Genomic DNA, 21,232 nt, shown 5'->3' with positions numbered 1-21,232 from the left:
TCAGTGGCTTCCTCGCTGCGGTATCTTTTTCCCGAGTGGCTCCGCCACGAGGGAAAAAGCTGTCCTCGCGAGGAAGCCGCTGAGAACCCGCCGGTGGTCGGCTTTGGGACGTGGGCTATTCGCTGCGCGAATACAGGCACGGCCTTCGGCCGCCGGGCAGACTTCGCTTCGCTCGTCCAAGGCACGGCTTCGCCGCGAGGCACGGCTTCGCCGCGAGGCTGCTGGGGTTGTTGTGGGGTGGGTGTTCCGTCTGGGCAGGTGCCCGTGGCCGCGCTCAGGTTGTGATGTTTATTCGGGTGTAGCCGCGGATGGTGAAGGACGGGCCTCGTGGTGGCGGGGTGGGGAGCTCGTAGTGCGGGAGGCGTGCGGCTAGCGCTGCTAGGACGAGGCCGATCTCCAGGCGGGCAAGTGGGGCGCCTAGGCAGTAGTGGGTGCCGACGCCCAGCGCCAGGTGCGGGTTGGGGGCTCGGGTCAGGTCCAGGGCGTCCGGGGTGGTGAACGCCGCCGGGTCGCGGTTGGCCGCGCCGAGCAGCACCACGACCTTCTCGCCCACCTCGATCCGGTGCCCGCCCAGCTCCAGGTCTCGCACGGCGGTCCGCTCGAACAGCTGGTTCGGGGTGTCGTGGCGCAGCAGCTCGTCCACCGCGGTGAGCAGCGCCGGCTCGTCCTCGCGCAGCCGGCGCAGGTACCGCCACTGCTCGGGGTGCTCGTGCAGCGCCACCACGGCGTTGCCGATGCCGTTGACGCTCGCCTCGTGCCCGGCCATCAGCAGCAGCACGTAGTTCGCGATGAGCTCGTCCCCGCTCAGGTCGCCGGAACCGTCGGCCAGGGAGCTCAGCAGGTCGTCACCGGGGCGGCGGCGCCGGAGGTCGGCCAGGTCGGCGACGTAGCCGCGGAACTCGCTCGCGGCCTGTTCGGCGTCCCTGCGGGCGGGCTCGTCGAGCTCGGGCTCGTACATCCGCACGATGCGGTTCGACCAGGACCGCAGCAGCGGCCCGTCCCGCAGCGGGAAGCCGAGCAGCGTCGCGATCACGTCCACCGGCAGCAAGCGGGCGAGCCCGGCCATGAGATCGGCCGCGCCGTGCGCCTCGATCCGCTCGCACAGCTCGTCCATGCGGCGCTCGACCAAGGCGGTGATCATCGGGCGCGTCGACTCGACGTGCCTGCGGTGGAACAACGGGGCGACGGCCGCGCGGAGCCGGTCGTGGTGCTGCTCGTTCTCCAGCATGCTCAGCCGGTGCAGCGCGTTGAACGACTCGAAGTCGGCGGCGGGCTCCCGATCGGTCCACACCCGCCGCAGATCCCGGTGCCGCAGCGCGGCCGAGCACAGCTCGTGGGACAGCACGACGTGCGCGCCCCAAGCCGGATACCAGTGCACGGCCGCGCGGGAGCGGAGCGCGTGGAAGACGGGGTACGGGGCGGCGACGAAATCCGGGTCGCCGGGATCCAGTGCGTCCGGCTCCACCTGCTCACCACCCCTCGATCATCGCGAGGGTAGGCCGTCAGCCGGTGCCTGCGGTAGCGGAGACGGGACCGGCCGGTGAGCACGAGGGCCGCGGGAATCCGGATCGGTTCCCGCGGCCCGTTCGCGTCGCAGCCGCGTCAGGCGACCGAGGCGGTGTTGATGTGCACCGGCAGCTTCGGCTTGCCATCGCCCTGACCGGTGTCGTCGCCCGCCGCGGCGACCTTGTCGACGACCTCCAGCCCCGGGTCGCCGACGGTGCCGAACACCGTGTACTTCGGCGGCAACTGGGAGTCGCCGTAGACGATGAAGAACTGGCTGCCGTTGGTGTCCGGCCCGGAGTTCGCCATCGCGAGCGTGCCCCGCGGGTAGGAGAGGCCGGGCTCGACCTCGTCCGGGAAGGAGTAGCCGGGGCCGCCGCTGCCGGTGGCGCTCGGGTCGCCGCACTGCAGCACCTGGAGGCCTTCGGTCGTGGTCAGCCGGTGGCAGTCGGTGTCGTCGAAGTACTTCGACCGCGCCAGGTGCGCGAAGTTGTTGGCCGCGCACGGCGCCTTCGCGTAGTCCAGCGTGACCGGGATGTCGCCTTGGTTGGTGCTCAGCGTGACCGGCTGGGACTGCGGTGCGTCCGGCCCCGGAGGCTGTGGTGGCTCGACCGGTTTCGCGGCGGGCTGCCCCGTCGTCGGTTCGTACGCGCAGGCCTGCTCGGCGGCAGGCGGCTGTTCCTGCGGGGCGGCGGTCGACTCGTCGCCGCTGTTGGTGAAGTAGACGACGCCCGCGACGGCCAGGATGACCACGGCCACCGTGGCGCCGATGGTGATCATCCGGCGACGCTTGGCCTGCTCGGCTCGACGCTCCAACTGGCGTTCGAGCTTGCGTTTGGCGGCCTGGCGACGTTGTTCGTTGCTCGGCACCTGCTCCCTCCCCGGGGGCTCCGACACGATCAGGACGCTTCGAGTTTATGGGCCGCCCTGTGCACCGGATCGACCAGACCATGCGGGACGATGTTCTAGGCTGAACAGGCCAAGGCCCCTGCCTGTCCGCGTGCTCGGCGCGCGGACGGCGGCGGAGTTCGTGTTCGACGACGAAAGGCGCGTTGCGTGCTGGTGCTCGGGTTCCCGGCCGGACCTCTGCAGGCGAACTGCTATCTGCTCGCCGCGGGCGAGGGCGCGGACTGCGTGATCATCGATCCGGGTCAGGAGGCCGCGGCGGCGCTCGACGAGCAGGTGCGCGACAACGGCCTGAACCCGGTGGCGGTGCTGCTCACGCACGGGCACTTCGACCACGTCTTCTCCGCGGGCGACGTGTGCCGCACCTACGACGTGCCCGCGTGGATCCACCCGGACGACCGGTACATGCTCACCGACCCGGCCGCGTCGATGGGACCGCAGGGCGCGGAGCTGTTCGCGGCGCTGCCGCCGCTGACCGCGCCCGCCGAGATCCGCGACCTCGCCGACGGCGAAGCGCTGGAGCTCGCCGGGCTGAGCCTGAGCGTCACCCACAGTCCCGGCCATACCGGCGGGTCGGTGCTGTTCGGCGTCGGCACGGACGAGGGCGGCCGGCTGCTGCTGGCCGGGGACACCTTGTTCGCCGGGGCCATCGGACGCACCGACCTGCCCGGCGGCGACCACCCGACGATGCTGCGCACCCTGCGCACCCGGGTGCTGCCGCTGGAGGACGACACGGTCGTCCTGCCGGGCCACGGACCCACGACCACCATCGGCCGCGAGCGCGCGAGCAACCCGTTCCTGCAGGACCTGGTTCCCGCGAGCGACGAAGCCGGCCGGTGACACCCCCAGCTTGAGGACAGCGAAGCACCCCTGATGAGCACCTTCACCGCCCCCAAGGGCATTCCCGAGTACTACCCGCCGGAGTCCGCCGGGTTCCTGGCCGTGCGCGAGACGCTCGCGGACGCGGCGCGCCGCGCCGGTTACGGCTACATCGAACTGCCGCTGTTCGAGGACACCTCGCTGTTCGCGCGCGGCGTCGGCGAATCCACCGACGTGGTCAGCAAGGAGATGTACACCTTCGCCGACCGCGGCGGCCGTTCCGTGACGCTGCGGCCCGAAGGCACGGCCGGCGTGATCCGGTCGGCCATCGAGCACGGCCTGGACCGCGGCCAGCTGCCGGTGAAGCTGCACTACAGCGGCGCGTTCTTCCGCTACGAGCGTCCGCAGGCCGGGCGCTACCGGCAGCTGCAGCAGGTCGGCGTGGAAGCGATCGGCGTGGACGACCCGGCGCTGGACGCCGAGGTCATCGCCATCGCCGACGAGGGCTACAAGCGGCTCGGCCTCACCGGCTACCGCATCGAGCTGACCTCCCTCGGCGACGACACCTGCCGCCCCGAGTACCGGGCGAAGCTGCAGGAGTTCCTCAGCGGCCTGCCGCTGGACGAGGCGACCCGGCAGCGCGCCGAGCTCAACCCGCTGCGAGTGCTCGACGACAAGCGCCCCGAGGTGCGGGAACTGGTCGCCGAGGCACCGCTGATGGTCGACCACCTCTCGGTCGCGGCCAAGGAGCACTACGAGCAGGTCAAGCAGCACCTGACCGACCTGGGCGTCGCGTTCACCGAGAACCCGCGGCTGGTGCGCGGGCTCGACTACTACACGAAGACGACGTTCGAGTTCGTCCACGACGGCCTCGGCGCGCAGTCCGGCATCGGCGGCGGCGGCCGCTACGACGGGTTGATGGCGCAGCTCGGCGGCGCGGAGCTCTCCGGCGTCGGGTTCGGGCTGGGCGTGGACCGCACGCTGCTGGCCTGCCAGGCGGAGGGCATCGCGGTCGGCGACCAGGCGCGCTGCGACGTGTACTGCGTGCCGCTGGGCGAGTCCGCGAAGCGGCGGCTGGTGGCCACCGCGGGCGGGCTGCGGGCCGCCGGGGTGCGCGCCGACGTGGCCTACGGCGGCAAGGGCCTCAAGGGAGCCATGAAGGCCGCGGACCGCTCCGGCGCCCGGTTCGCGCTGGTGCTGGGCGAGCGCGACGTCGAAGCGGGCAGCGCGCAGCTCAAGGACCTCGCCAGCGGCGAGCAGCGCTCGGTGCCGCTGGACGCGCTCGTCGACCAGGTGAGCGCGGCCGTCGCGGAGACCGCCCGATGACCGAACCCGCGGGCAAGCCGGTCGAGACGGTCGACCTGGATCTGCTGGACCGGGCGACGGTGCGCAAGCGCGCCCGCAACGTGGTGATCGCCGGGTTGATCGTGGCCGCCGCCTTCGGCGGCATCGTCGGGCTCGTCGCGGGACCCCTCGGGTTCGCGGTGGGTTCGGCGGCGGTGGGGGTCCCGCTGCTGCTGCTCGCCTACGGCGAGTCCCGCAAGACCACCTGGCTGACCGGCAGCGAGGTCTCGGTGCGAGCGCTGGGCACCCGCATGGTCGACCTGCGCACCGCGGACCGGCTCGACGTGGTCATCACCGACGTGCGCGGGATGCGGACCGTGGGGTTGCTGGTCGCGGGCCCGCCGAAGGGCAAAGCGGTGACGGTCTCGCTGGCGATGTACGCGGGCACCGGTGGCCGCGAGCTCGGCGTGCTCGCGCTGCGGCGCATCGCGGACGCGCTGGCCTCGGTCGGCAGCACGCACGCGCTGGTGCTCTCCGAGCTCGTGGTCGCCCAGCTGCGCGCCGAGGCGCGCGGCGACGGCGCGGCGGCCCGCCCGCTCTACCGGCTGGCGTCGGCGGCTCCGCAGGGGCGGATGGCACAGAAGCTGCACCCGCAGGCGGTGGCGGGTTTCGTCACGACCCTCGAGTGAGCTCCGCCGCGGGCGCGGTGGTTTCAGCACGTCGACGGCCCGATGGCCGGCCGAGCGCGATGCCCGTCAGGACGAGCACGATCCCGCCGACCTGCTGGAGCGTCAGCGCCTCCGCGGCTACGACGGTGCCCAGGAGCACGCCGACCAGCGGGTTGAGCAAGCCGATGAGCCCCACCTGACCGGCCTTCAAGTGCCGCAGTCCGGTGAACCACGCGGCGAAGGCGATCGCGGTTCCGACGACGCTCACGAACGCGAAGCCCGCCACCGCCGCCGCGTCCAAGGCGGGTGGCGGGCCTTCGAGCAGCACGGCCAACGGCAGGAGCAGCAGGCCGCCCGCGATGAGCTGCCAGCAGGTCGAGGCGAGCACGGGGACCTGCCCACTCCACTTCTTGGCCAGCACGTAGCCCACCGATGAGATCGACATGGCCGCCAGGGAGGCGAGGGCACCCCGGAGGTCGATCGACTCCCCGCCGGTCAGCAGCATCGCGCAGACACCCGCGATGCCCAGGACCGCGCCCCCTGCGGCGGCGGCGCCGGGGCGTTCGGAGAGCAGGGCCCAGGCGAGCGCCATCAGCACCACCGGGCTAATCGCCATGATCACCGCGGCCACGCTCGTGGGCAGCAGCTGGGCCGCCAAGTACACGAGGGTGAAGAACGCGCTCATGTTCAGCAGGCCGAGCAGGATCGACTTCCACCACCACGAACCGTGCGGCAGCGAGCGGCACGCGATCAGCAGCAGCAGCCCCGCCGGGAGCGCGCGCAGCACGGCCCCGTAGAGCGGGTGGCCGACCGGCAGGAACTCGCGGGTGACGAAGTAGGTGCCTCCCCACGCGACCGGAGCGATCGCGGTCAATGCCACCCATCGCCATGTAGCTTCCATGGAAGCTACTATAGCTTCCTGGGAAGCTACCCTGGGCTCATGAACCACTCGCCCGACCACGTCGCCCGCATCCAGGCCGAATGGGCCCGCGAACGCCCGGATCTCGACGTGTCCCCGCAACGCGTGCTCGGCAGGCTGCACCGCCTAGCGGCGCACCTCACCGAGGAACTGTGCGTGGTCTACCGGCGCCACGGGCTCAGCGAGGGCGAATTCGACGTGCTCGCCGCGCTGCGCCGCGCCGGAGAACCCTTCGAACGGGCACCCGGGGAGCTCGCCCGGTTCACGATGGTGACCACCGGGGCGATGACCAAGCGGATCAGCCGCCTGGAGAACGCCGGCCTCGTCAAGCGCCGACCCGCCACCGACGACGGGCGCGGCCGGGTCGTCGTCCTCACGCGGGCGGGCCGGGAGCTGTTCGACCGAGCGTTCACCGATCACATGCGCAACGAGCACCGGCTCCTCGCTGCCATGACGCCCGCAGAGGCCGACCAGCTCGAAGCGCTGCTCACCACCTGGCTGGCCCGCGTCGAAACGACCTGAGCGGGCTCCGGGTCAGGTGGTCGGCGCCTGAGGTGGCCGCCGACGCCGGTGGACGCGGGTCGTGGCGCTCTCGGCGGCCGCCGAACCGACCCGCTCGGCGGCGGTGCCGCGGGCGGTGCCGCCGGTTTCGCGGGACGCGACGAGCGCGGCGATCAGCGTGGTGATCGGCACCGCGGCCACGAGGCCGATGCTGCCGACCAAGGTGCGGACCACCTCCTGCGCGACCGCCTGGGTGCTGATGATCTCGCCGAAGCTGCGCCCGGACAGCGAGTAGGCCAGCAGCAGCGGCAGCGAAGCGCCCGCGTACGCGAGCACCAGCGTGTTCACCGCGGACGCCACGTGGTCCCGGCCGATCCGCAGCCCGGCGTTGTAGAGCTTGCGCCAGCCGAGGTTCGGGTTGGCCCGACGCAACTCCCACACCGCGCTGGTCTGGGTGACGGTCACGTCGTCGAGCACGCCGAGCGCGCCGATCACGATCCCCGCCAGCAGCAGCCCGCGCGCGTCGATCGGCGTGCCCAGCGCGGCGATGAGGCTGGAGGTGTCGTCGTCGAGCCCGGTGAGCCGGGTCGTCGCGGAGAACAGCGCGCTGAGCCCGCCGATCAGCGCCAGGCTCAGCAACGTGCCGAGCACGGCCGTGGACGTGCGCGCCGAGAACCCGTGCGTCAGGTACAGCACCACGAACATGATCAGCCCGGAGCCGACCACCGAGACCAGCAGCGGGTTCTCCCCGGCCAGGATCGCGGGCAGCACGAAACCGATCAGCACCACGAAGCTCAGCACCAGAGCTCCCAGCGCGGCGAGCCCCTGCCACCGCCCCAGCAGCAGCACGGCGACGGCGAACACCAGGCCGAGCACGATCAGCGGAGTGCCGCGCTGGAAGTCGACGACCTGGTACGAGGACTCCTCCTCCGGGTTGGCGCCCGCGTAGGAGAGGACCACCTGGTCGCCGACGGCGAAGCGCGGAGTCCCGGGCTCGGTCGGCATCACCTGGGCGATGGTGCGCCCGGGGTTCGGGCCGTCGGCCATCCGGACCTGCAGCGTGACGCAGCCGTCGGAGTCGCCGCAGCCGCCCGCTTCGGCGGCGATCACCTCGCCGTTCACCGGGTACTGGCCGAGGCCGAGGTCCGCACCGGTGCGCTGCTGGTGGCCGAAGGGGTAGAGCAGGGCGGTGCCGATGATGGCGGCCAGCGCGAACGGCACCAGGGCTATCGCCAGCAGGCGCTTGACGGTGCGGGAAGCCGGGGGACCGTCGTGTCCGTGTCCGTGTCCGTGTCCGTGTCCGTGTCCGATGGCCGTGGAGCCGGAGGCGGGCTTGGTGCTCGGGTCGGGAGCCGCGGCCTCCTCTTCGGCGGCCCGGTGCGCGGCGCCGGGGCGGTGCTCGCCGGTATCCGGGGCGGCGGGGCGGCGTCGTGAGCGCGGCCCGCTCGCGGCCGGTCCACCCGGCTGGGCGCCGGACCCCGAGCCGTGCTGGGAGCCGGGCTGCGAGCCCGGTTGGGGGCCGGTGCGCGGACCGTTGCCCGGTCCTGGCGCGGAACCCGCCGGACGCCCGCCGGAGTCCGGTCCGGGCCGTCGTGGCGGTTGCGGTCGGCCGGGCCGGGGTCGGCGATGCTCTCCGCCGCCGGGAGGCCCTGCTGGAGGCACGTCGGTCACCGGCCAATCGTATGGGGTGCTCGCGTTCGCGCACCGCCGCTCCGCCACCGCGCGATCACCGCAGCGCACCGCACCGGCAGGACGCCACCACCGGATGAGGTGAACCCCCTGGACAAGTAATCGAAAATGTGTTCGACTCGAAGAATGCGATGGGAGAGCCAACGGGTTTCGAACCAGCGGGAGCAGCTGCTCCCCCTGGTGGTCGACACGGGCGCGTCCGCGCGCGGCACCGGCAGGGCGGGCCTGGCCGAACCGGGGCCGGGGCCGGTGGCGGCGGGCACCGAGGACGCGCTGGCCATCGAGGTCCAGGCCAAATCGATCATCAACCGGGTGCCCGGCGGCGCCGGTGTGCCGTTCCGCTGGACGATCAACCCCTACCGCGGCTGCTCCCACGTGTGCCGGTATTGCTTCGCGCGCAGCACGCACACGTACCTGGACTTCGACTCCGGGCACGACTTCGACAGCAAGATCGTGGTCAAGGTCAACGCCGGAGCGCTGGTCCGGCTGGAGCTGGCGCATCCGCGCTGGGCGGGCGAAGCGGTCGCGATGGGCACCAACACCGACCCGTACCAGCGCGCCGAGGGCAAGTACCGCCTGATGCGGGAGATCATCGCCGCGCTGCGGGACCGGGCGAACCCGTTCTCCGTGCTGACCAAGGGCACGTTGATCTTGCGCGACCTGGACCTGCTGCGGCAGGCGGCCGAGGTGGCCCCGGTGTCGGTGGCGGTGTCCCTCGGGTCCTTGCAGGAGCAGGTGTGGCGGGCGGTGGAGCCGGGTGCGCCCTCGCCGCTGCGGCGGCTGGACGTGGTGCGCCGGCTGGCGGACGCGGGCGTGGGGTGCTCGGTGATGATGGCGCCGATCCTGCCGGGGCTCAGCGACACGCCGGAGCAGCTGGACGAGACGGTCGCGGCGCTGGTGGGTGCGGGCGCCACGAGCATCACTCCGCTGGTGCTGCACCTGAGACCGGGTGCGCGGGAGTGGTATCACGCCTGGCTGAGCCGGGAGCGGCCGGAGCTGCTGCCGTTGTACGAGCGGCTCTACCGCAACGGTGCCTACGCGCCGAAGTCCTACCAGGACGGCGTGGTCGAGCGGGTGCGCGCAGCGCAGCGACGGCACGGGATGCGGACGCCGCGGGAGGGGACGGGTTTCCGGATCGCGGGGGAGGAGCGGGTGCCGGAGGGCTCCGGTCAGCTCGCGCTGCTGTGACGGCGGGAGGTCCAGTCCAGTCGGCGGCGGAATCGTCGGGCGCACGATTCGGGTTCGCTGCGAACTCGGGAAATCCGAACCGGCGGAGGTGTTTCCGAACGCGCGGAATCCGTGTTGAAAACCGTTGTCGAAATACCGACGAAAGTAGTATTGAGCCGCGAATTTCTTTCGCGTGAACTAGTCGTGTCGTAGATCGAATCCGCAGGTCGCGCGGTTCGCCCACAGGCGGCGATGGCTACTCTGAGTGTCGGAGCAACTTCCTCTAATGGAGCAGTGGCGCGGATCGAGGCGCCAGGCCGGCCGGGGCGGCGACGTGCGCCGCCCGTCCTCGCCTCGATCAGTGCCCGTCGAGCAGCGCGCGGCGCGACGGCTGCCAGCGGACGCCGAACACGCCCATGCCGAAGTCGAGCGTGACCGCGTGCGTGCGCGCGTGCCGGTCCAGCGACAACGGCTTGGGCTGCGCGGTCTCGTTCGCCGCCGAGTCGCCGACGAAGCTCTCCACGTGCTCCGGCGGGCAGGACGGGTCGAACTCGAGCTCCACCACGTACTGGCGCACCGGCAGCCGGAACAGCCGGCAGAAGGTGTGCTCCGGCTCGTTCGCGCCGGTGGGCATGTCGGAGATCTCGTACTCCAGCAGCATCGTCTCGCCGCGCTCCAGCGGGCGGTCGAACAGCAGCTCCGCGACGATCACGTCCCGCGCGTGGTCGGTGAGGACCTGGCCGATGCGGCAGGACCGCAGCGGCCGGATCGTCGGTGACACCGGGCTGGTCGAGGCGCCGTCGAACATCACGACCCAGCGGTCGGCCCCGTTGGCCTCCGCGCGCACCAGCTTGCTCGCGCGCACCATCCGCTGATCGCCGTAGGCGTCGATGTGCACCACGTCGTGCTGCGAGAGCCGGGTCAGCTTGCTGTCGTGGCTGGTGTCGATGCGGGTGAGCAGCTCCACCGCCGACTCGTTCTCCGACCACAGCTCGCTCAGCGGCGGCGCGTCGTGCGCGGCCTGCCTGGTCCGGCCGCGCGGGCGCGGCGGCCCGAGCAGCGCCGAGAGCGCGCAGTCGGGGACGCCGAGCACGCTCTCCAGCTGCTGCAGGGCCAGCAGCGAGTCGGGTCGTTCCGGGCGCCGGCGACCGGACTGCCAGTAGCTCAGCGCCGTGATGCTCACCGGTGTTCCGCGGGTTTGCAGGCGGTGCTGGATCCGTTCCAGGCTCAACCGGCTGGAGCGGATCGCCGCCCGCAGCGCCACCTCGAACGGTCCGGTTCGCAGAAGTTCGGCGAGCTCGGGTGAGACATGCGGCGCCGGGTCGCTTCGGACGGCAGTGCGCGACATGGAACGGATGTCGGTCTTCGGACCGGTCATGGTTACTCCTCGTGTCCGCCGAACTCGGGGCCTTACGCTAATGAGTGAGACTCGGTGGCGCAACGATCAAGTTTCGGTTCCCGCCACCTACTAAAGTGTGAGGCGAATTCGCGGACTTTCTGCAGGAGGCGTTATTTGCTCCAGCGGCCCTCTTGACATCGCGAAGTGGACGACGAGGGTCCGAACGCGTCCATTGCCTTCTCGAACGGTCCCGGCGGGTACCGGACTCGGACGGTGAATCCGCGGGCCGCCGGACTCCGGTCGCCGCCACCGCGGCCAACACGCCGCGCGGAAACCTGCTGGACGGCCTCCCCGCCTCGTTGGATAACCTTGACCTCCCATTGCGTCCACGCAGGACGGGCACCTCGTCTCCGAGTCGTGCGCACCCTGGCGGACGCCTCAGTCAGTCGTCGCCAGCCGACTCGAACTCGAAGAGGAGCTCAGTACCCGTGATGCGCACGCACGAGGCCGGATCGCTTCGCGCCGGTCATGCCGGGCAGTCCGTCACCTTGGCAGGCTGGGTGGCGCGCCGTCGCGATCACGGTGGAGTGATCTTCATTGATCTCCGTGACGCGTCCGGTGTCGCCCAGGTGGTCTTCCGCGAAGGCGAGATGGCCGAGCGCGCCCACCGGCTGCGGGCGGAGTTCTGCGTCCGCATCACCGGTGACGTCGTGCGCCGCCCCGAGGGCAACGAGAACGCCGAGATCGGCACCGGCGAGATCGAGGTCTACGCCACCGAGCTCGAAGTCCTCTCCGAGGCCGCGCCGCTGCCGTTCCCGCTGGACGAGCACCTCGAGGTCGGCGAGGAGATCCGGCTCAAGCACCGCTACCTGGACCTGCGCCGCGCCGGACCGGCCAAGATCATGCGGCTGCGCAGCGACGTCAACCGCGTCGCCCGCGAGGTGCTGCACGAGCGGGACTTCGTCGAGATCGAGACGCCGACGATGACCCGCTCCACCCCGGAAGGCGCCCGCGACTTCCTGGTGCCCGCGCGGTTGCAGCCGGGCAGCTGGTACGCGCTGCCGCAGTCGCCGCAGCTGTTCAAGCAGCTGCTCATGGTCGGCGGCATGGAGCGCTACTTCCAGATCGCGCGCTGCTACCGCGACGAGGACTTCCGGGCGGACCGGCAGCCGGAGTTCACCCAGCTCGACGTCGAGATGAGCTTCGTCGAGCAGGACGACGTGATCGAGCTCGGCGAGCAGATCATCGCCGGGCTGTGGAAGCTGATCGGGCACGAGATCACCACGCCGATCCCGCGGATCACCTACGCCGACGCGATGGCCCGCTACGGCAGCGACAAGCCGGATCTGCGCTTCGGGCTGGAGCTCACCGAGCTCACCGAGTACTTCGCCGACACCCCGTTCCGGGTGTTCCGCGCGCCCTACGTCGGCGCGGTCGTCATGCCCGGCGGCGCGAGCCAGCCGCGGCGCCAGCTCGACGCCTGGCAGGACTGGGCGAAGCAGCGCGGCGCCAAGGGCCTGGCCTACGTGCTGGTGGGCGAGGACGGCACGCTGTCCGGTCCGGTCGCGAAGAACCTCTCCGACGCCGAGCGCGAAGGCCTGGTCAAGGCCGTCGGCGCGACGACGGGTGACTGCGTGTTCTTCGCCGCCGGCGAGCGCGCCCCGTCCCGCGGGCTGCTGGGCGCGGCCCGGCTGGAGATCGGCGAGCGCTGCGGCCTCATCGACCACGACGCCTGGTCGTTCGTGTGGGTGGTGGACGCGCCGATGTTCGAGTCCATCGCCGACAGCGACGACGTCGCGGTCGGCACCGGGCGCTGGACGGCGGTGCACCACCCGTTCACCGCGCCCAACGCCGACTGGGCCGACACCTTCGACCAGGACCCGGAGAACGCGCTGGCCTGGGCCTACGACATCGTCTGCAACGGCAACGAGATCGGCGGCGGCTCCATCCGCGTGCACCGCGGCGACGTGCAGGAGCGGGTGTTCTCGGTGCTGGGCATCTCCGAGGAGCAGGCGCGGGAGAAGTTCGGCTTCCTGCTCGACGCGTTCAAGTTCGGCGCGCCCCCGCACGGCGGCATCGCCTTCGGCTGGGACCGGATCTGCATGCTGCTGGCCGGGGCGGACTCGCTGCGCGAGGTCATCGCCTTCCCGAAGAGCGGCGGCGGTTTCGACCCGCTGACCAGCGCGCCCGCGCCGATCACCGACGCGCAGCGCAAGGAGGCGGGCGTGGACGCCAAGCCCGAGGTGAAGCCGAAGGACCCGGTGCCCACCGAGAAGCTGACCGAACAGCAGAGCTGAGAAGTCCGTTCAGAATGGTCCGCGTGGTGGTTCGCCGTGCCGGACCTCAGCGGTTCCGCCGCTGACGGGACGCCGACGCGGACCAGTCCGGAAGGACTTCCGAGGCCGAGGCGGGGTTCGTCGTGCTGCACCTGCGGATAGTCAGCCCATCGGAGCGGACCGAGCAGGTGCTGGCGGTGCTGCGCGAGCAGCGCGGCACCGCGCACCTGTTCCTGTTCCCGCAGGCGGCGCTCGACCCCTCCGGTGACGTCATCGAGCTCGACGTGGCCAGGGAGGCGGCCGACGACGTCCTCGACGCCATCGCCGCCGACGAACTCGCCCAGGTGGGCGCGGTGCAGCTCACCGACGGCGGGACGGTGCTGTCCGAGCGCGCGGAGAAGGCGGAGTGGGCGGCTCCCGGCGACCCGTCGGACGCCGTGGTCTGGGACGACCTCATCGCTCGAACAGGTGAAGAGGCCCGGCTCAGCGGCACGTTCGTCGCGTTCTTGGCGCTGGCCTGCCTGCTGGCCGCGGTCGGGGTCATCACCGACTCCGAAGTGACCGTGGTCGGCGCGATGGTGGTCGGCCCCGAGTTCGGTCCGCTGGCCGCGGTCGTCGTCGGCATCGCCCGGCGGCGCTGGGAACTGGTGCGGCAGGCGCTGCTGGCGCTGGGCGTCGGGTTCCCGGTGGCGATGGTGATCACCGTCGGCGCGACGCTGCTGGGTGAGGCGCTGGGGCTGATCAGTCCCGGTTCGCTCGCGGACAACGACCAGGTGGCGTTCGTCTACCAGGTCGGCTGGGCCTCGCTCGTCGTGTCGTTGCTGGCCGGGGCCGCCGGAATGCTGTCGCTGACCTCCGCGAAGTCGGCGGTGCTGGTCGGCGTGTTCATCTCGGTGACCACGGTGCCCGCCGCCGGGTACGCCGCGGTGGCCGCGACGCTGGGCGCTTGGGACCGGTTCCTGGCGTCGACGGCGCAGCTCGCGGTGAACCTCACCGGGATCGTGCTCGCGGCGTCGCTGGTGCTGCTGGTGCGTTCCTCGCGCAGGCGCGCCGGAGACGGGGCGGTGCCGATCGCTTGAGCTCCGGGCCGTTCGCACGCGGCCGTTCGAGCTTTCTTCTCACGGATGCAACGCGAGCGTCCCCCGGCTCCGTCAGGGTCAACGTGGGAGAGCCGGGCCGGTGCGGCGGCGACGTGTGGGCGTCCTCGCGCACTCGTCGGGGTGGCTGTGATTCAGCCGGATGAGCGCGAACGGTGTGCGTGCTACTACGAACGGTGGCGCACTTGACCGGTCTTGCCCATTCGGGTTCAGGTTGTGGGGGTAGTGTCTGGAGACGATGAGCGTGGAGATCACTTCCGGCCCTCCGGAGGTTCGAGTGCCCGGCAGCACCACGGTGACCGACACCGTCGGCACCGCAGAAGCCGTGCTCAGCAAGCGCATGGGAGCTCCGGTCCGCCTCGCCGACGCCGAAGACCTGGGCGGCAGCGAGCGCTCGGTGGTGCTGCGCGTGCGGGTCGCCGAGACGCCGTACGAACTGCCGCGCACCCTGGTGCTCAAGCACTACGGCGAATGCCCGGAAGAGGCCCGCTCCGACCCGTTCGCGCACGAGGCGGCGAGCTGCCAGCTGGCGACCGCGCTGCCCCCGGAGATCCGCGTCGGCCCCGAACTCATCGCGCACGACGCCGACCGGCGGCTGCTGGTGCTGGAGGACCTGGGGCGCGGTTCGACGCTCGCGGACGTGCTGTTCGGCGAGGATCCGCGGGCCGCCGAGCGCGCCCTGCTGGCCTGGGCTCGGGCGCTGGGCAGGCTGCACACGACGATGGCCGGCCGCGAAGCCGATTTCGACGCGCTGATGCGGCGGGTGGGTGCGCGGTCCTGGACGGACCCGGTGGCCGACGACATCGTCCGCTCGCTGACGGACCTGCCCGGACTCATCGAGCAGTCGTTGGGCGTGAGCACGCCGCCGGAGGTGGTGTCGCGGCTGCAGACGGCCGCCGAGCTGCTGAGCCAGGGCCGCTACCGCTCGTTCAGCCCGTCGGACATCTGCCCGGACAACAGCCTCGTGACGGGGACCGGGGTGCGGTTCCTGGACTTCGAGTGGGGCTGCGTGCGGGACGTCGCGCTGGACGCTGCCTACCTGCAGTACCCGTTCCCGTCGTCGTGGTGCTCGTACTCGCTGCCGGAGAACCTCGCGGACGGGATGCTGGCGACCTGGCGTTCCGAGATCGCCGAGGTGTGGCCGGAGCTCGACGACGACGCGGTGCTGATGCCGCGGCTGTTCAACGCCCAGGTGCTGTGGGTGTGGGTGTCGACGTGGTGGTTCCTGCCCCGCACGGGGGAGTCGGACCGGCCGATCGACCTGCACATGCCCTCGCCGCGCCGCAGCACGGCGCTGGTGGACCGCTGGCGCAAGTTGCGCGACGACGCGGTGGAAAGCGGTGAGCCGCAGCTGGCGGGGTACGCCTCGGCGATGGTCGACGCGCTGGTGGAGCGGTTCGGCGCGGGCGCGCTGCAACTGCTGCGCTACCCGGCGTTCCGCGACGAGGAGAAGTGACCGGTCCGACCTCGTGCTCCTCGGGGCTCGACGCGGTCGACCGGATCTTCGAGGTCGAGCGGGCCGCCGCTGACACGTGGCCCGCGACGACGGTGCGGGAGTCGCAGGGCTGGCTGCTGCGGCACTGCGAGCGGCTGCGCCGCGGCCGTTCAAACTCGGCGTTGCCCCCGCGGCACGTCCGCGACCTCGACTCCTCGGTCGACGAGCTGGTGCGGTTCTACGCCGATCACGGCGCGCCGCCGCGGGTGCAGGTCGGGCCGATGCCGTGGCACGCGGAGCTGGACGAGCACTTGGCCGCGCGCGGGTTTCGCCGGGACGGCTCGGTGCGGGTGCTGACCTCCGGCCGGGTGCTCGACACCGCGGAGCACGCGCCGGAGGTGCGGGTGCGGCTGGACGCGGAGCCGACGCCGGACTGGCTGGCCGCCTCGGTGGCGGCGGGCGGGCGCGCGGAGCCCGCGCTGGCCGCGATCGGCGGCCCCGTCCGGTTCGCGACGGCGGAGGTGGACGGCGTGGCCGCGGGAGTCGGCCTGTTCGTCGTGCGGGGTTCGTGGTGCGCGGTGTACTGCATGGCCACGGCAGCGGCGTTCCGCAGGCGCGGGATCGCCCGTTCCGTGCTGCGCGCGGGTGCGCGGTGGGCGCGGGACTCGGGTGCGGCGGAGCTGTTCCTCCAGGTGGCGGCGGACAACGAGCCCGCGGTGCGGCTGTACGCGGGATGTGGTTTCGAGTCGTCGCACGAGTACCACTACCGTGTTGCGGATACGCGGATTTAGTTTAGCGCTCATCTTTTCGCAACTCGGCCTGTTCGGAACCACTCGTTCGGGCGCGAAGTACCCGTGCGGGGGAGGACATGTAGCGAAACGCGCATGTCCGGGCGGTGAACGGGTGCCGCGCTTGCGGCTGAGCGAGTGAAGCGGTTTTAGTGCATTAATCTTTCTTCATGTTTGGGGTGATGATCACCCTTGCATTTACACTGGGTGCATCGGATAGGTTGTGTCGAGCAACCGGTAGCCCGCCCCCTCAAAAGGCGAGGGCGGTGCATCGGCTGCGAGCGCCGGAGTGAGCGGTCCCGCGCTGCGGTGGGATGAACCGCCGGCATTCGGGACACCTCGGCTGGGCATCGTCGCCCCCGTTCTCCGTCGACCGCGGGTTCGAACAGGTTCTTCCAGGAGGCATCATGCGCACCAGGATCGTGAGGGCGGGATTGTTCCTGCTGTTCACGGTTCTGCTCGCGGTCGTGGTGCCGTTCCAGTCGACGCTGTGCGCCGAGCTGGCCGTGCGCAACACCTCGGAGATCAAGACCAACGAGATCAAGGAGCACAGCGAGAAGCTCCGTCAGCGCCCGATGCCCGCCTCCCCGTCCCGAAGGGAGGACCGCAAGCCGGAGCCGCGCGGACCGCTGCCCAAGATCTTCCAGCAGGACCTGGCCGCGCTGCACGCCCCGTGCTCCTCCAACGAGGTGGCGCACCCGATTTCCCAACCCGGCGCGAACTGCGTCCGGGAAAGACATGCGCCCGCCGTTCTCCAGGTCTATCGGCACTGAGCACATATCCGCGGCACGGATATGTCCGAACGTCCATGACCTTTCTTACGTCCAGTGAGGCGGCGCCATGAATTTCGAACACCTGGTGGACCATGCACGGCGGCACCCCCGCATGGTCTCCGAAGCACATCGCAGGGAACTCGCCACGGGACAACAACCGGTGGCATTGTTCATCACCTGTTCAGATTCGCGGGTGATGCCCTCCAAGATCACTGGTGCGGAACCCGGAAAGCTGTTCGAATTGCGCACCGCGGGGAATGTGGTGCCGCACTACGTGCCGGATTCGGCGTCCAGCGAAATGGCGACCATCGAATACGCGGTGCTGCAGCTGCGGGTGCCGGAGATCGTGGTCTGCGGGCATTCGCACTGCGGCGCGGTGACGGCCAAGTGCGTGGCAGGTCACGGCCTCGACCAGCTCCCCGCGATGCGGAGCTGGCTGGGCTTCGGCGAGCCGCCGCAGACCGCGGTGACCGCCCCGGAACCGGGAGTGCGCTCGGAGAGCAAAGCGCACGTCCGCGAACAGCTCGACACGCTGTTCGAGTACCCGTTCATCCGCGACCGGGTTTCGAACGGGGACCTGCGCGTGCACGGGTGGTTCTACGAGATCGACACCGGTCTCGTCTTCCGCTCCCCGGATCGGACTCCTGATCAGACCGGAAATGTGGACTTCCTCCCGCTGTGACCGGAACGGTGCGGATCGTGACCGATCACGCGCCATTCGAACGCCATTCGGCGTAGTTCGCTGAACCGAATATCCCAAGAGCGGATCCGGTCGGGTGCGCGCTCATCGACGGAGCGCGCACCGGCGGGATCGCCGTCGATGCCTCGTGTTCGCGGGGCGTCGATTCATCCCGAGCGGGACGGCACGAGCCGATCGCCGGCCGCGGAACTCCGCGGTGGCGCGCTCGTGCTCGGGCGCTGCGCCGCCCTCCCGCCTGCCGCCGCCTCCCGCAGGTGCCGCGGCGACCTGATCAACCAAGACATCCATGGAGAGTGCACAGTGACCGCTCAACTCGACGCGTCCTCGAAGAAGGGGCGCGGTGCCGGAGTTCCGCAGTGGCCGAAGGGGACCATCGGGGCCGACTTCGCCGCTTCGCTGGTGGTGTTCCTGGTGGCCCTGCCGCTGTGCGTCGGCGTCGCCGTCGCCTCCGGCGTGCCCGCCGAGCTCGGCATCATCACCGGTGTCATCGGCGGCATCGTGGTGGGGCTGCTCCCCGGCAGCACCATGCAGGTCAGCGGGCCCGCCGCCGGTCTGACCGTGCTGGTGGCCTCGGCGGTCTCCGACCACGGCCTCGGCACCCTGGGCGTGATCGTCCTCGGCGCCGGTCTGATGCAGATCGTGATGGGCATCGGCCGCATCGGCACCTGGTTCCGGGCGATCTCGCCCTCGGTCGTGACCGGCATGCTCGCCGGCATCGGCCTCGTGATCATGCTCGGGCAGCTCTACCCGGTCGGCGGGCTGGAGCAGCCCGCGCACACCGCGGAGAAGTTCACCGGACTGCCCGGCCTCGTCGCGGCGATGTTCACCACGCCGCAGGGGCAGGCGGGGCTAGGCGTCGCGGTGGTGACGCTGGTGATCCTGTTCGGCTGGCAGAAGATGCCGGAGAAGGTCCGCGGGATTCCCGCTCCGCTGGTCGCGGTCGTGCTGGTCAGCGCCGCGGCGTGGGCGCTCTCGCTGCCGTTGAAGATGACCGAGGTCGGATCGCTGCTGGACGCGATCAACATCCCGGCCGGTGACGCGTGGGCCTCGGCCGTCACGCCCGCCGTGATCGGTTCGATGGTGACCTTCGCGCTGATCGCCTCGGCGGAGAGCCTGTTCAGCGCCGCCGCCGTGGACCGGATGCACGACGGTCCGAAGACGCAGTACAACAAGGAGCTCCTCGCCCAGGGTGCGGGCAACGCTGCCTGCGGTCTGCTGGGCGCGCTGCCGATGACCGCGGTGATCGTGCGCTCCGGCGCCAACGTGCGCGCCGGTGCGAAGACGAAGGCGTCCCGCGTGCTGCACGGCGTCTGGCTGCTGCTGTTCGTGATGGCGCTGCCGGGCCTGCTCGGCTACATCCCGACCGCGGTGCTGGCCGCCCTGCTGATCCAGGCGGGCTGGAAGCTGCTTGAGCTCAACAAGGTCGTCGAGATGATCCGGACGAACCGGCCCGAGGCGCTCATCCTCGTGCTGACCGCCGTGATGATCGTGTCGACCGACCTGCTCATCGGCACCCTGATCGGCCTCGGCGCCGCCGTGATCAAGACCGCGTTCGACGTCTCGCGCCTGTCGGTGAAGGAGGAGGAGCACGACGACGGCCACCTGCGCCTGGAGTTCGGCGGCAACGCCACCTTCCTCCGCCTGCCGCGCCTGCTGGAGCGGCTGGAGAACGTTCCGGCGGACAAGAGCGTGCACCTCGACCTGAGCACCGTCCGGCACCTGGACCAGGCGTGCCACCAGGCGGTCGAGAACTGGGTCGCGCAGCGCGAGCGGGACAACGCCCGCACCGAAGTGGCGATGCCCGCGGGCGTCCGCTGACCTCGACGAACCGCACGCCGCGCCGGAGGCCCTCCGCGGGAGGACCTCTGGCGCGGTCGTGTCGGGGGCGGCGGGTAGCGTCGGCGACGTGAGTGACGGCCTGTTCGACGAGGGGTTGTTCGGCGCCGAGACCGAAGATCGCGCCGGGGAACGGCTGGCCGAGAACGCGCCGTTGGCGGTGCGGATGCGCCCGCGTTCGCTGGACGAGGTGCTCGGCCAGGACCACCTGCTGGGCGCCGGTGCGCCGCTGCGCAGGTTGGTGGAGGGCGCGGCCCCGGCGTCGATCCTGCTCTACGGTCCGCCCGGCACCGGCAAGACGACGCTGGCGAACCTGGTGTCCCGCGCGACGGGACGCCGGTTCGTGGCGCTGTCCGCGCTGTCGTCCGGGGTCAAGGAGGTCCGCGCCGTCATCGAGGAGGCCCGCCGCCGCCTCGGCCGCTCCGGTGAGGCGACGGTGCTGTTCATCGACGAGGTGCACCGGTTCTCCAAGACCCAGCAGGACGCGCTGCTCGGCGCCGTCGAGGACCGCACGGTGCTGCTGGTGGCCGCGACGACCGAGAACCCGTACTTCTCCGTGGTGGCCCCGCTGCTGTCGCGATCCCTGGTGCTGCAGCTGCGCAGCCTGGAGGAGGACGACGTCCGGGAACTCGTGCGGCGCGCGGTCGCCGAGGAACGCGGCCTGGCCGGGGAGCTCGAACTCGACGAGGACGCGCTGGAGCACCTGGTGGCGCTGGCGGGGGGCGATGCCCGTCGCGCGCTGACCGCGCTGGAGGCCGCCGCGGAGTCCGCGGGCTCCACCGGCTCCGGCCGGATCGACCTGGGCACCGTGGAGGCCACGGTGAACCGGGCCGCCGTGCTCTACGACCGCGGCGGCGACCAGCACTACGACGTGGTCAGCGCGTTCATCAAATCGATCCGCGGCTCCGACGTGGACGCCGCGCTGCACTACCTGGCCCGCATGGTGGAGGCGGGGGAGGATCCGCGGTTCATCGCGCGCCGCCTGGTGGTGCACGCCAGCGAGGACGTCGGCATGGCCGACCCGACCGCGTTGCAGGCCGCGGTCGCTGCCTCGCAGGCCGTGCAGTTCATCGGGATGCCGGAGGGGCGCTTGGCGCTCGCGCAGGCCACGATCCACCTCGCCACGGCGCCCAAGTCGAACGCGGTGATCATGGCGATCGACGCGGCGATGGGCGACGTGCGCGCGGGCAAGTCCGGCACGGTGCCGCCGCACCTGCGCGACGGGCACTACGCCGGGGCGAAGAAGCTCGGCAACGCCAAGGGCTATCAGTACCCGCACGACCGCTCCGAAGGCGTGCTGGAGCAGCAGTACCCACCGGACGAGCTGGTCGGCACCGACTACTACGAGCCGACCGGACGCGGAGCCGAGCGGGTCCTGGGCGAACGAGTACCCAAGCTGCGCGGCATCGTCCGCGGGGGGTGACGGCTCTTTTTGCTCTGGTGGTCATTTGGCGGACCCTCAGCGTCCTTCTCGCTGCGGGATCTTTTTCCCGAGTGGCTCCGCCACGAGGGAAAAAGCCGTCCTCGCGAGT

General features: G+C 71.3%; 18 protein-coding genes. 13 read left to right on the top strand and 5 right to left on the bottom strand.

Annotated features, from left to right (window positions below; genetic code table 11):
- Positions 1 to 274: 274 nt before the first annotated feature.
- Positions 275 to 1,465 carry a cytochrome P450 gene (locus ACWD38_RS26905; RefSeq protein ID WP_343071288.1) on the bottom strand — a complete coding sequence of 397 codons (1,191 nt, stop codon included), beginning with the start codon at positions 1,463 to 1,465 and terminating at the stop codon, positions 275 to 277.
- 137 nt (positions 1,466 to 1,602) lie between these two features.
- Positions 1,603 to 2,373, bottom strand: a complete 771-nt coding sequence (locus ACWD38_RS26900) for a peptidylprolyl isomerase (RefSeq protein WP_184478112.1) — start codon at positions 2,371 to 2,373, stop codon at positions 1,603 to 1,605.
- A 186-nt stretch (positions 2,374 to 2,559) separates the two neighbouring features.
- Here ACWD38_RS26900 and ACWD38_RS26895 point away from each other — a divergent pair, with 186 nt between their 5' ends.
- Genes ACWD38_RS26895 through ACWD38_RS26885 form a run of 3 tightly spaced genes read left to right on the top strand, consistent with a single transcriptional unit; the run spans position 2,560 to position 5,201 of the window.
- Positions 2,560 to 3,249: an MBL fold metallo-hydrolase gene (locus tag ACWD38_RS26895; protein ID WP_184478113.1), complete on the top strand. Its 690-nt coding sequence runs from the start codon at positions 2,560 to 2,562 to the stop codon at positions 3,247 to 3,249.
- A 33-nt stretch (positions 3,250 to 3,282) separates the two neighbouring features.
- Entirely contained in the window at positions 3,283 to 4,554 is a 1,272-nt protein-coding gene (hisS, locus tag ACWD38_RS26890) for a histidine--tRNA ligase (protein ID WP_184478114.1), read from the top strand.
- Positions 4,551 to 5,201: a hypothetical protein gene (locus ACWD38_RS26885; RefSeq protein WP_450125184.1), complete on the top strand. Its 651-nt coding sequence runs from the start codon at positions 4,551 to 4,553 to the stop codon at positions 5,199 to 5,201. The genes hisS and ACWD38_RS26885 overlap by 4 nt, the downstream gene beginning before the upstream one ends.
- Here the strand turns inward: ACWD38_RS26885 and ACWD38_RS26880 are convergent.
- Positions 5,185 to 6,081, bottom strand: coding sequence for a DMT family transporter (locus ACWD38_RS26880; RefSeq protein ID WP_450125183.1), 897 nt, complete (start codon positions 6,079 to 6,081; stop codon positions 5,185 to 5,187). The genes ACWD38_RS26885 and ACWD38_RS26880 overlap by 17 nt on opposite strands.
- A gap of 39 nt (positions 6,082 to 6,120) precedes the next feature.
- Between ACWD38_RS26880 and ACWD38_RS26875 the strand changes: the two genes are divergently transcribed.
- Positions 6,121 to 6,621, top strand: coding sequence for a MarR family winged helix-turn-helix transcriptional regulator (locus tag ACWD38_RS26875; protein ID WP_450125182.1), 501 nt, complete (start codon positions 6,121 to 6,123; stop codon positions 6,619 to 6,621).
- 12 nt (positions 6,622 to 6,633) lie between these two features.
- Here ACWD38_RS26875 and ACWD38_RS26870 read toward each other — a convergent pair whose 3' ends face one another.
- Positions 6,634 to 7,821 carry a YibE/F family protein gene (locus tag ACWD38_RS26870; RefSeq protein ID WP_343071289.1) on the bottom strand — a complete coding sequence of 396 codons (1,188 nt, stop codon included), beginning with the start codon at positions 7,819 to 7,821 and terminating at the stop codon, positions 6,634 to 6,636.
- Positions 7,822 to 8,415: 594 nt separating this feature from the next.
- On the opposite strand from ACWD38_RS26870, the gene ACWD38_RS26865 reads away from it, so the two are divergent.
- Entirely contained in the window at positions 8,416 to 9,477 is a 1,062-nt protein-coding gene (locus ACWD38_RS26865; RefSeq protein WP_450125181.1) for an Rv2578c family radical SAM protein, read from the top strand.
- 337 nt (positions 9,478 to 9,814) lie between these two features.
- Here the strand turns inward: ACWD38_RS26865 and ACWD38_RS26860 are convergent, their stop codons facing one another.
- On the bottom strand, positions 9,815 to 10,834 hold the full coding sequence (locus tag ACWD38_RS26860) for a hypothetical protein (RefSeq protein WP_184478118.1): 1,020 nt from the start codon (positions 10,832 to 10,834) through the stop codon (positions 9,815 to 9,817).
- 449 nt (positions 10,835 to 11,283) lie between these two features.
- Between ACWD38_RS26860 and aspS the strand changes: the two genes are divergently transcribed.
- The 8 genes from aspS (at position 11,284) to ACWD38_RS26820 (ending at position 21,123) form a co-directional block, all read left to right on the top strand.
- Complete coding sequence (gene aspS / locus ACWD38_RS26855) at positions 11,284 to 13,092, top strand: aspartate--tRNA ligase (RefSeq protein ID WP_184478119.1); 1,809 nt, start codon at positions 11,284 to 11,286, stop codon at positions 13,090 to 13,092.
- Between the two features lie 122 nt (positions 13,093 to 13,214).
- Entirely contained in the window at positions 13,215 to 14,150 is a 936-nt protein-coding gene (locus ACWD38_RS26850) for a DUF389 domain-containing protein (RefSeq protein ID WP_450125180.1), read from the top strand.
- A gap of 256 nt (positions 14,151 to 14,406) precedes the next feature.
- A complete protein-coding gene (locus ACWD38_RS26845; RefSeq protein ID WP_184478121.1) occupies positions 14,407 to 15,624 on the top strand; it encodes a phosphotransferase family protein in 1,218 nt (405 codons plus the stop codon).
- The gene (locus ACWD38_RS26840; RefSeq protein ID WP_343071291.1) at positions 15,621 to 16,394 is read left to right on the top strand and encodes a GNAT family N-acetyltransferase; all 774 of its coding nucleotides are present in this window, start codon (positions 15,621 to 15,623) and stop codon (positions 16,392 to 16,394) included. The genes ACWD38_RS26845 and ACWD38_RS26840 overlap by 4 nt, the downstream gene beginning before the upstream one ends.
- Before the next feature lie 404 nt (positions 16,395 to 16,798).
- Positions 16,799 to 17,164, top strand: coding sequence for a hypothetical protein (locus tag ACWD38_RS26835; protein ID WP_184478122.1), 366 nt, complete (start codon positions 16,799 to 16,801; stop codon positions 17,162 to 17,164).
- Between the two features lie 67 nt (positions 17,165 to 17,231).
- On the top strand, positions 17,232 to 17,846 hold the full coding sequence (locus ACWD38_RS26830; RefSeq protein ID WP_184478123.1) for a carbonic anhydrase: 615 nt from the start codon (positions 17,232 to 17,234) through the stop codon (positions 17,844 to 17,846).
- A gap of 318 nt (positions 17,847 to 18,164) precedes the next feature.
- Positions 18,165 to 19,682, top strand: a complete 1,518-nt coding sequence (locus tag ACWD38_RS26825; protein WP_343071292.1) for a SulP family inorganic anion transporter — start codon at positions 18,165 to 18,167, stop codon at positions 19,680 to 19,682.
- Between the two features lie 88 nt (positions 19,683 to 19,770).
- Positions 19,771 to 21,123 (top strand): replication-associated recombination protein A, encoded by a 1,353-nt coding sequence (locus ACWD38_RS26820; RefSeq protein ID WP_450125179.1) that lies wholly within the window; start codon positions 19,771 to 19,773, stop codon positions 21,121 to 21,123.
- Positions 21,124 to 21,232 lie beyond the last annotated feature (109 nt).

It is taken from the genome of Saccharopolyspora sp. NPDC002578 (genome assembly GCF_053592695.1).
This window is presented reverse-complemented; position numbering and strand designations above follow the sequence as displayed.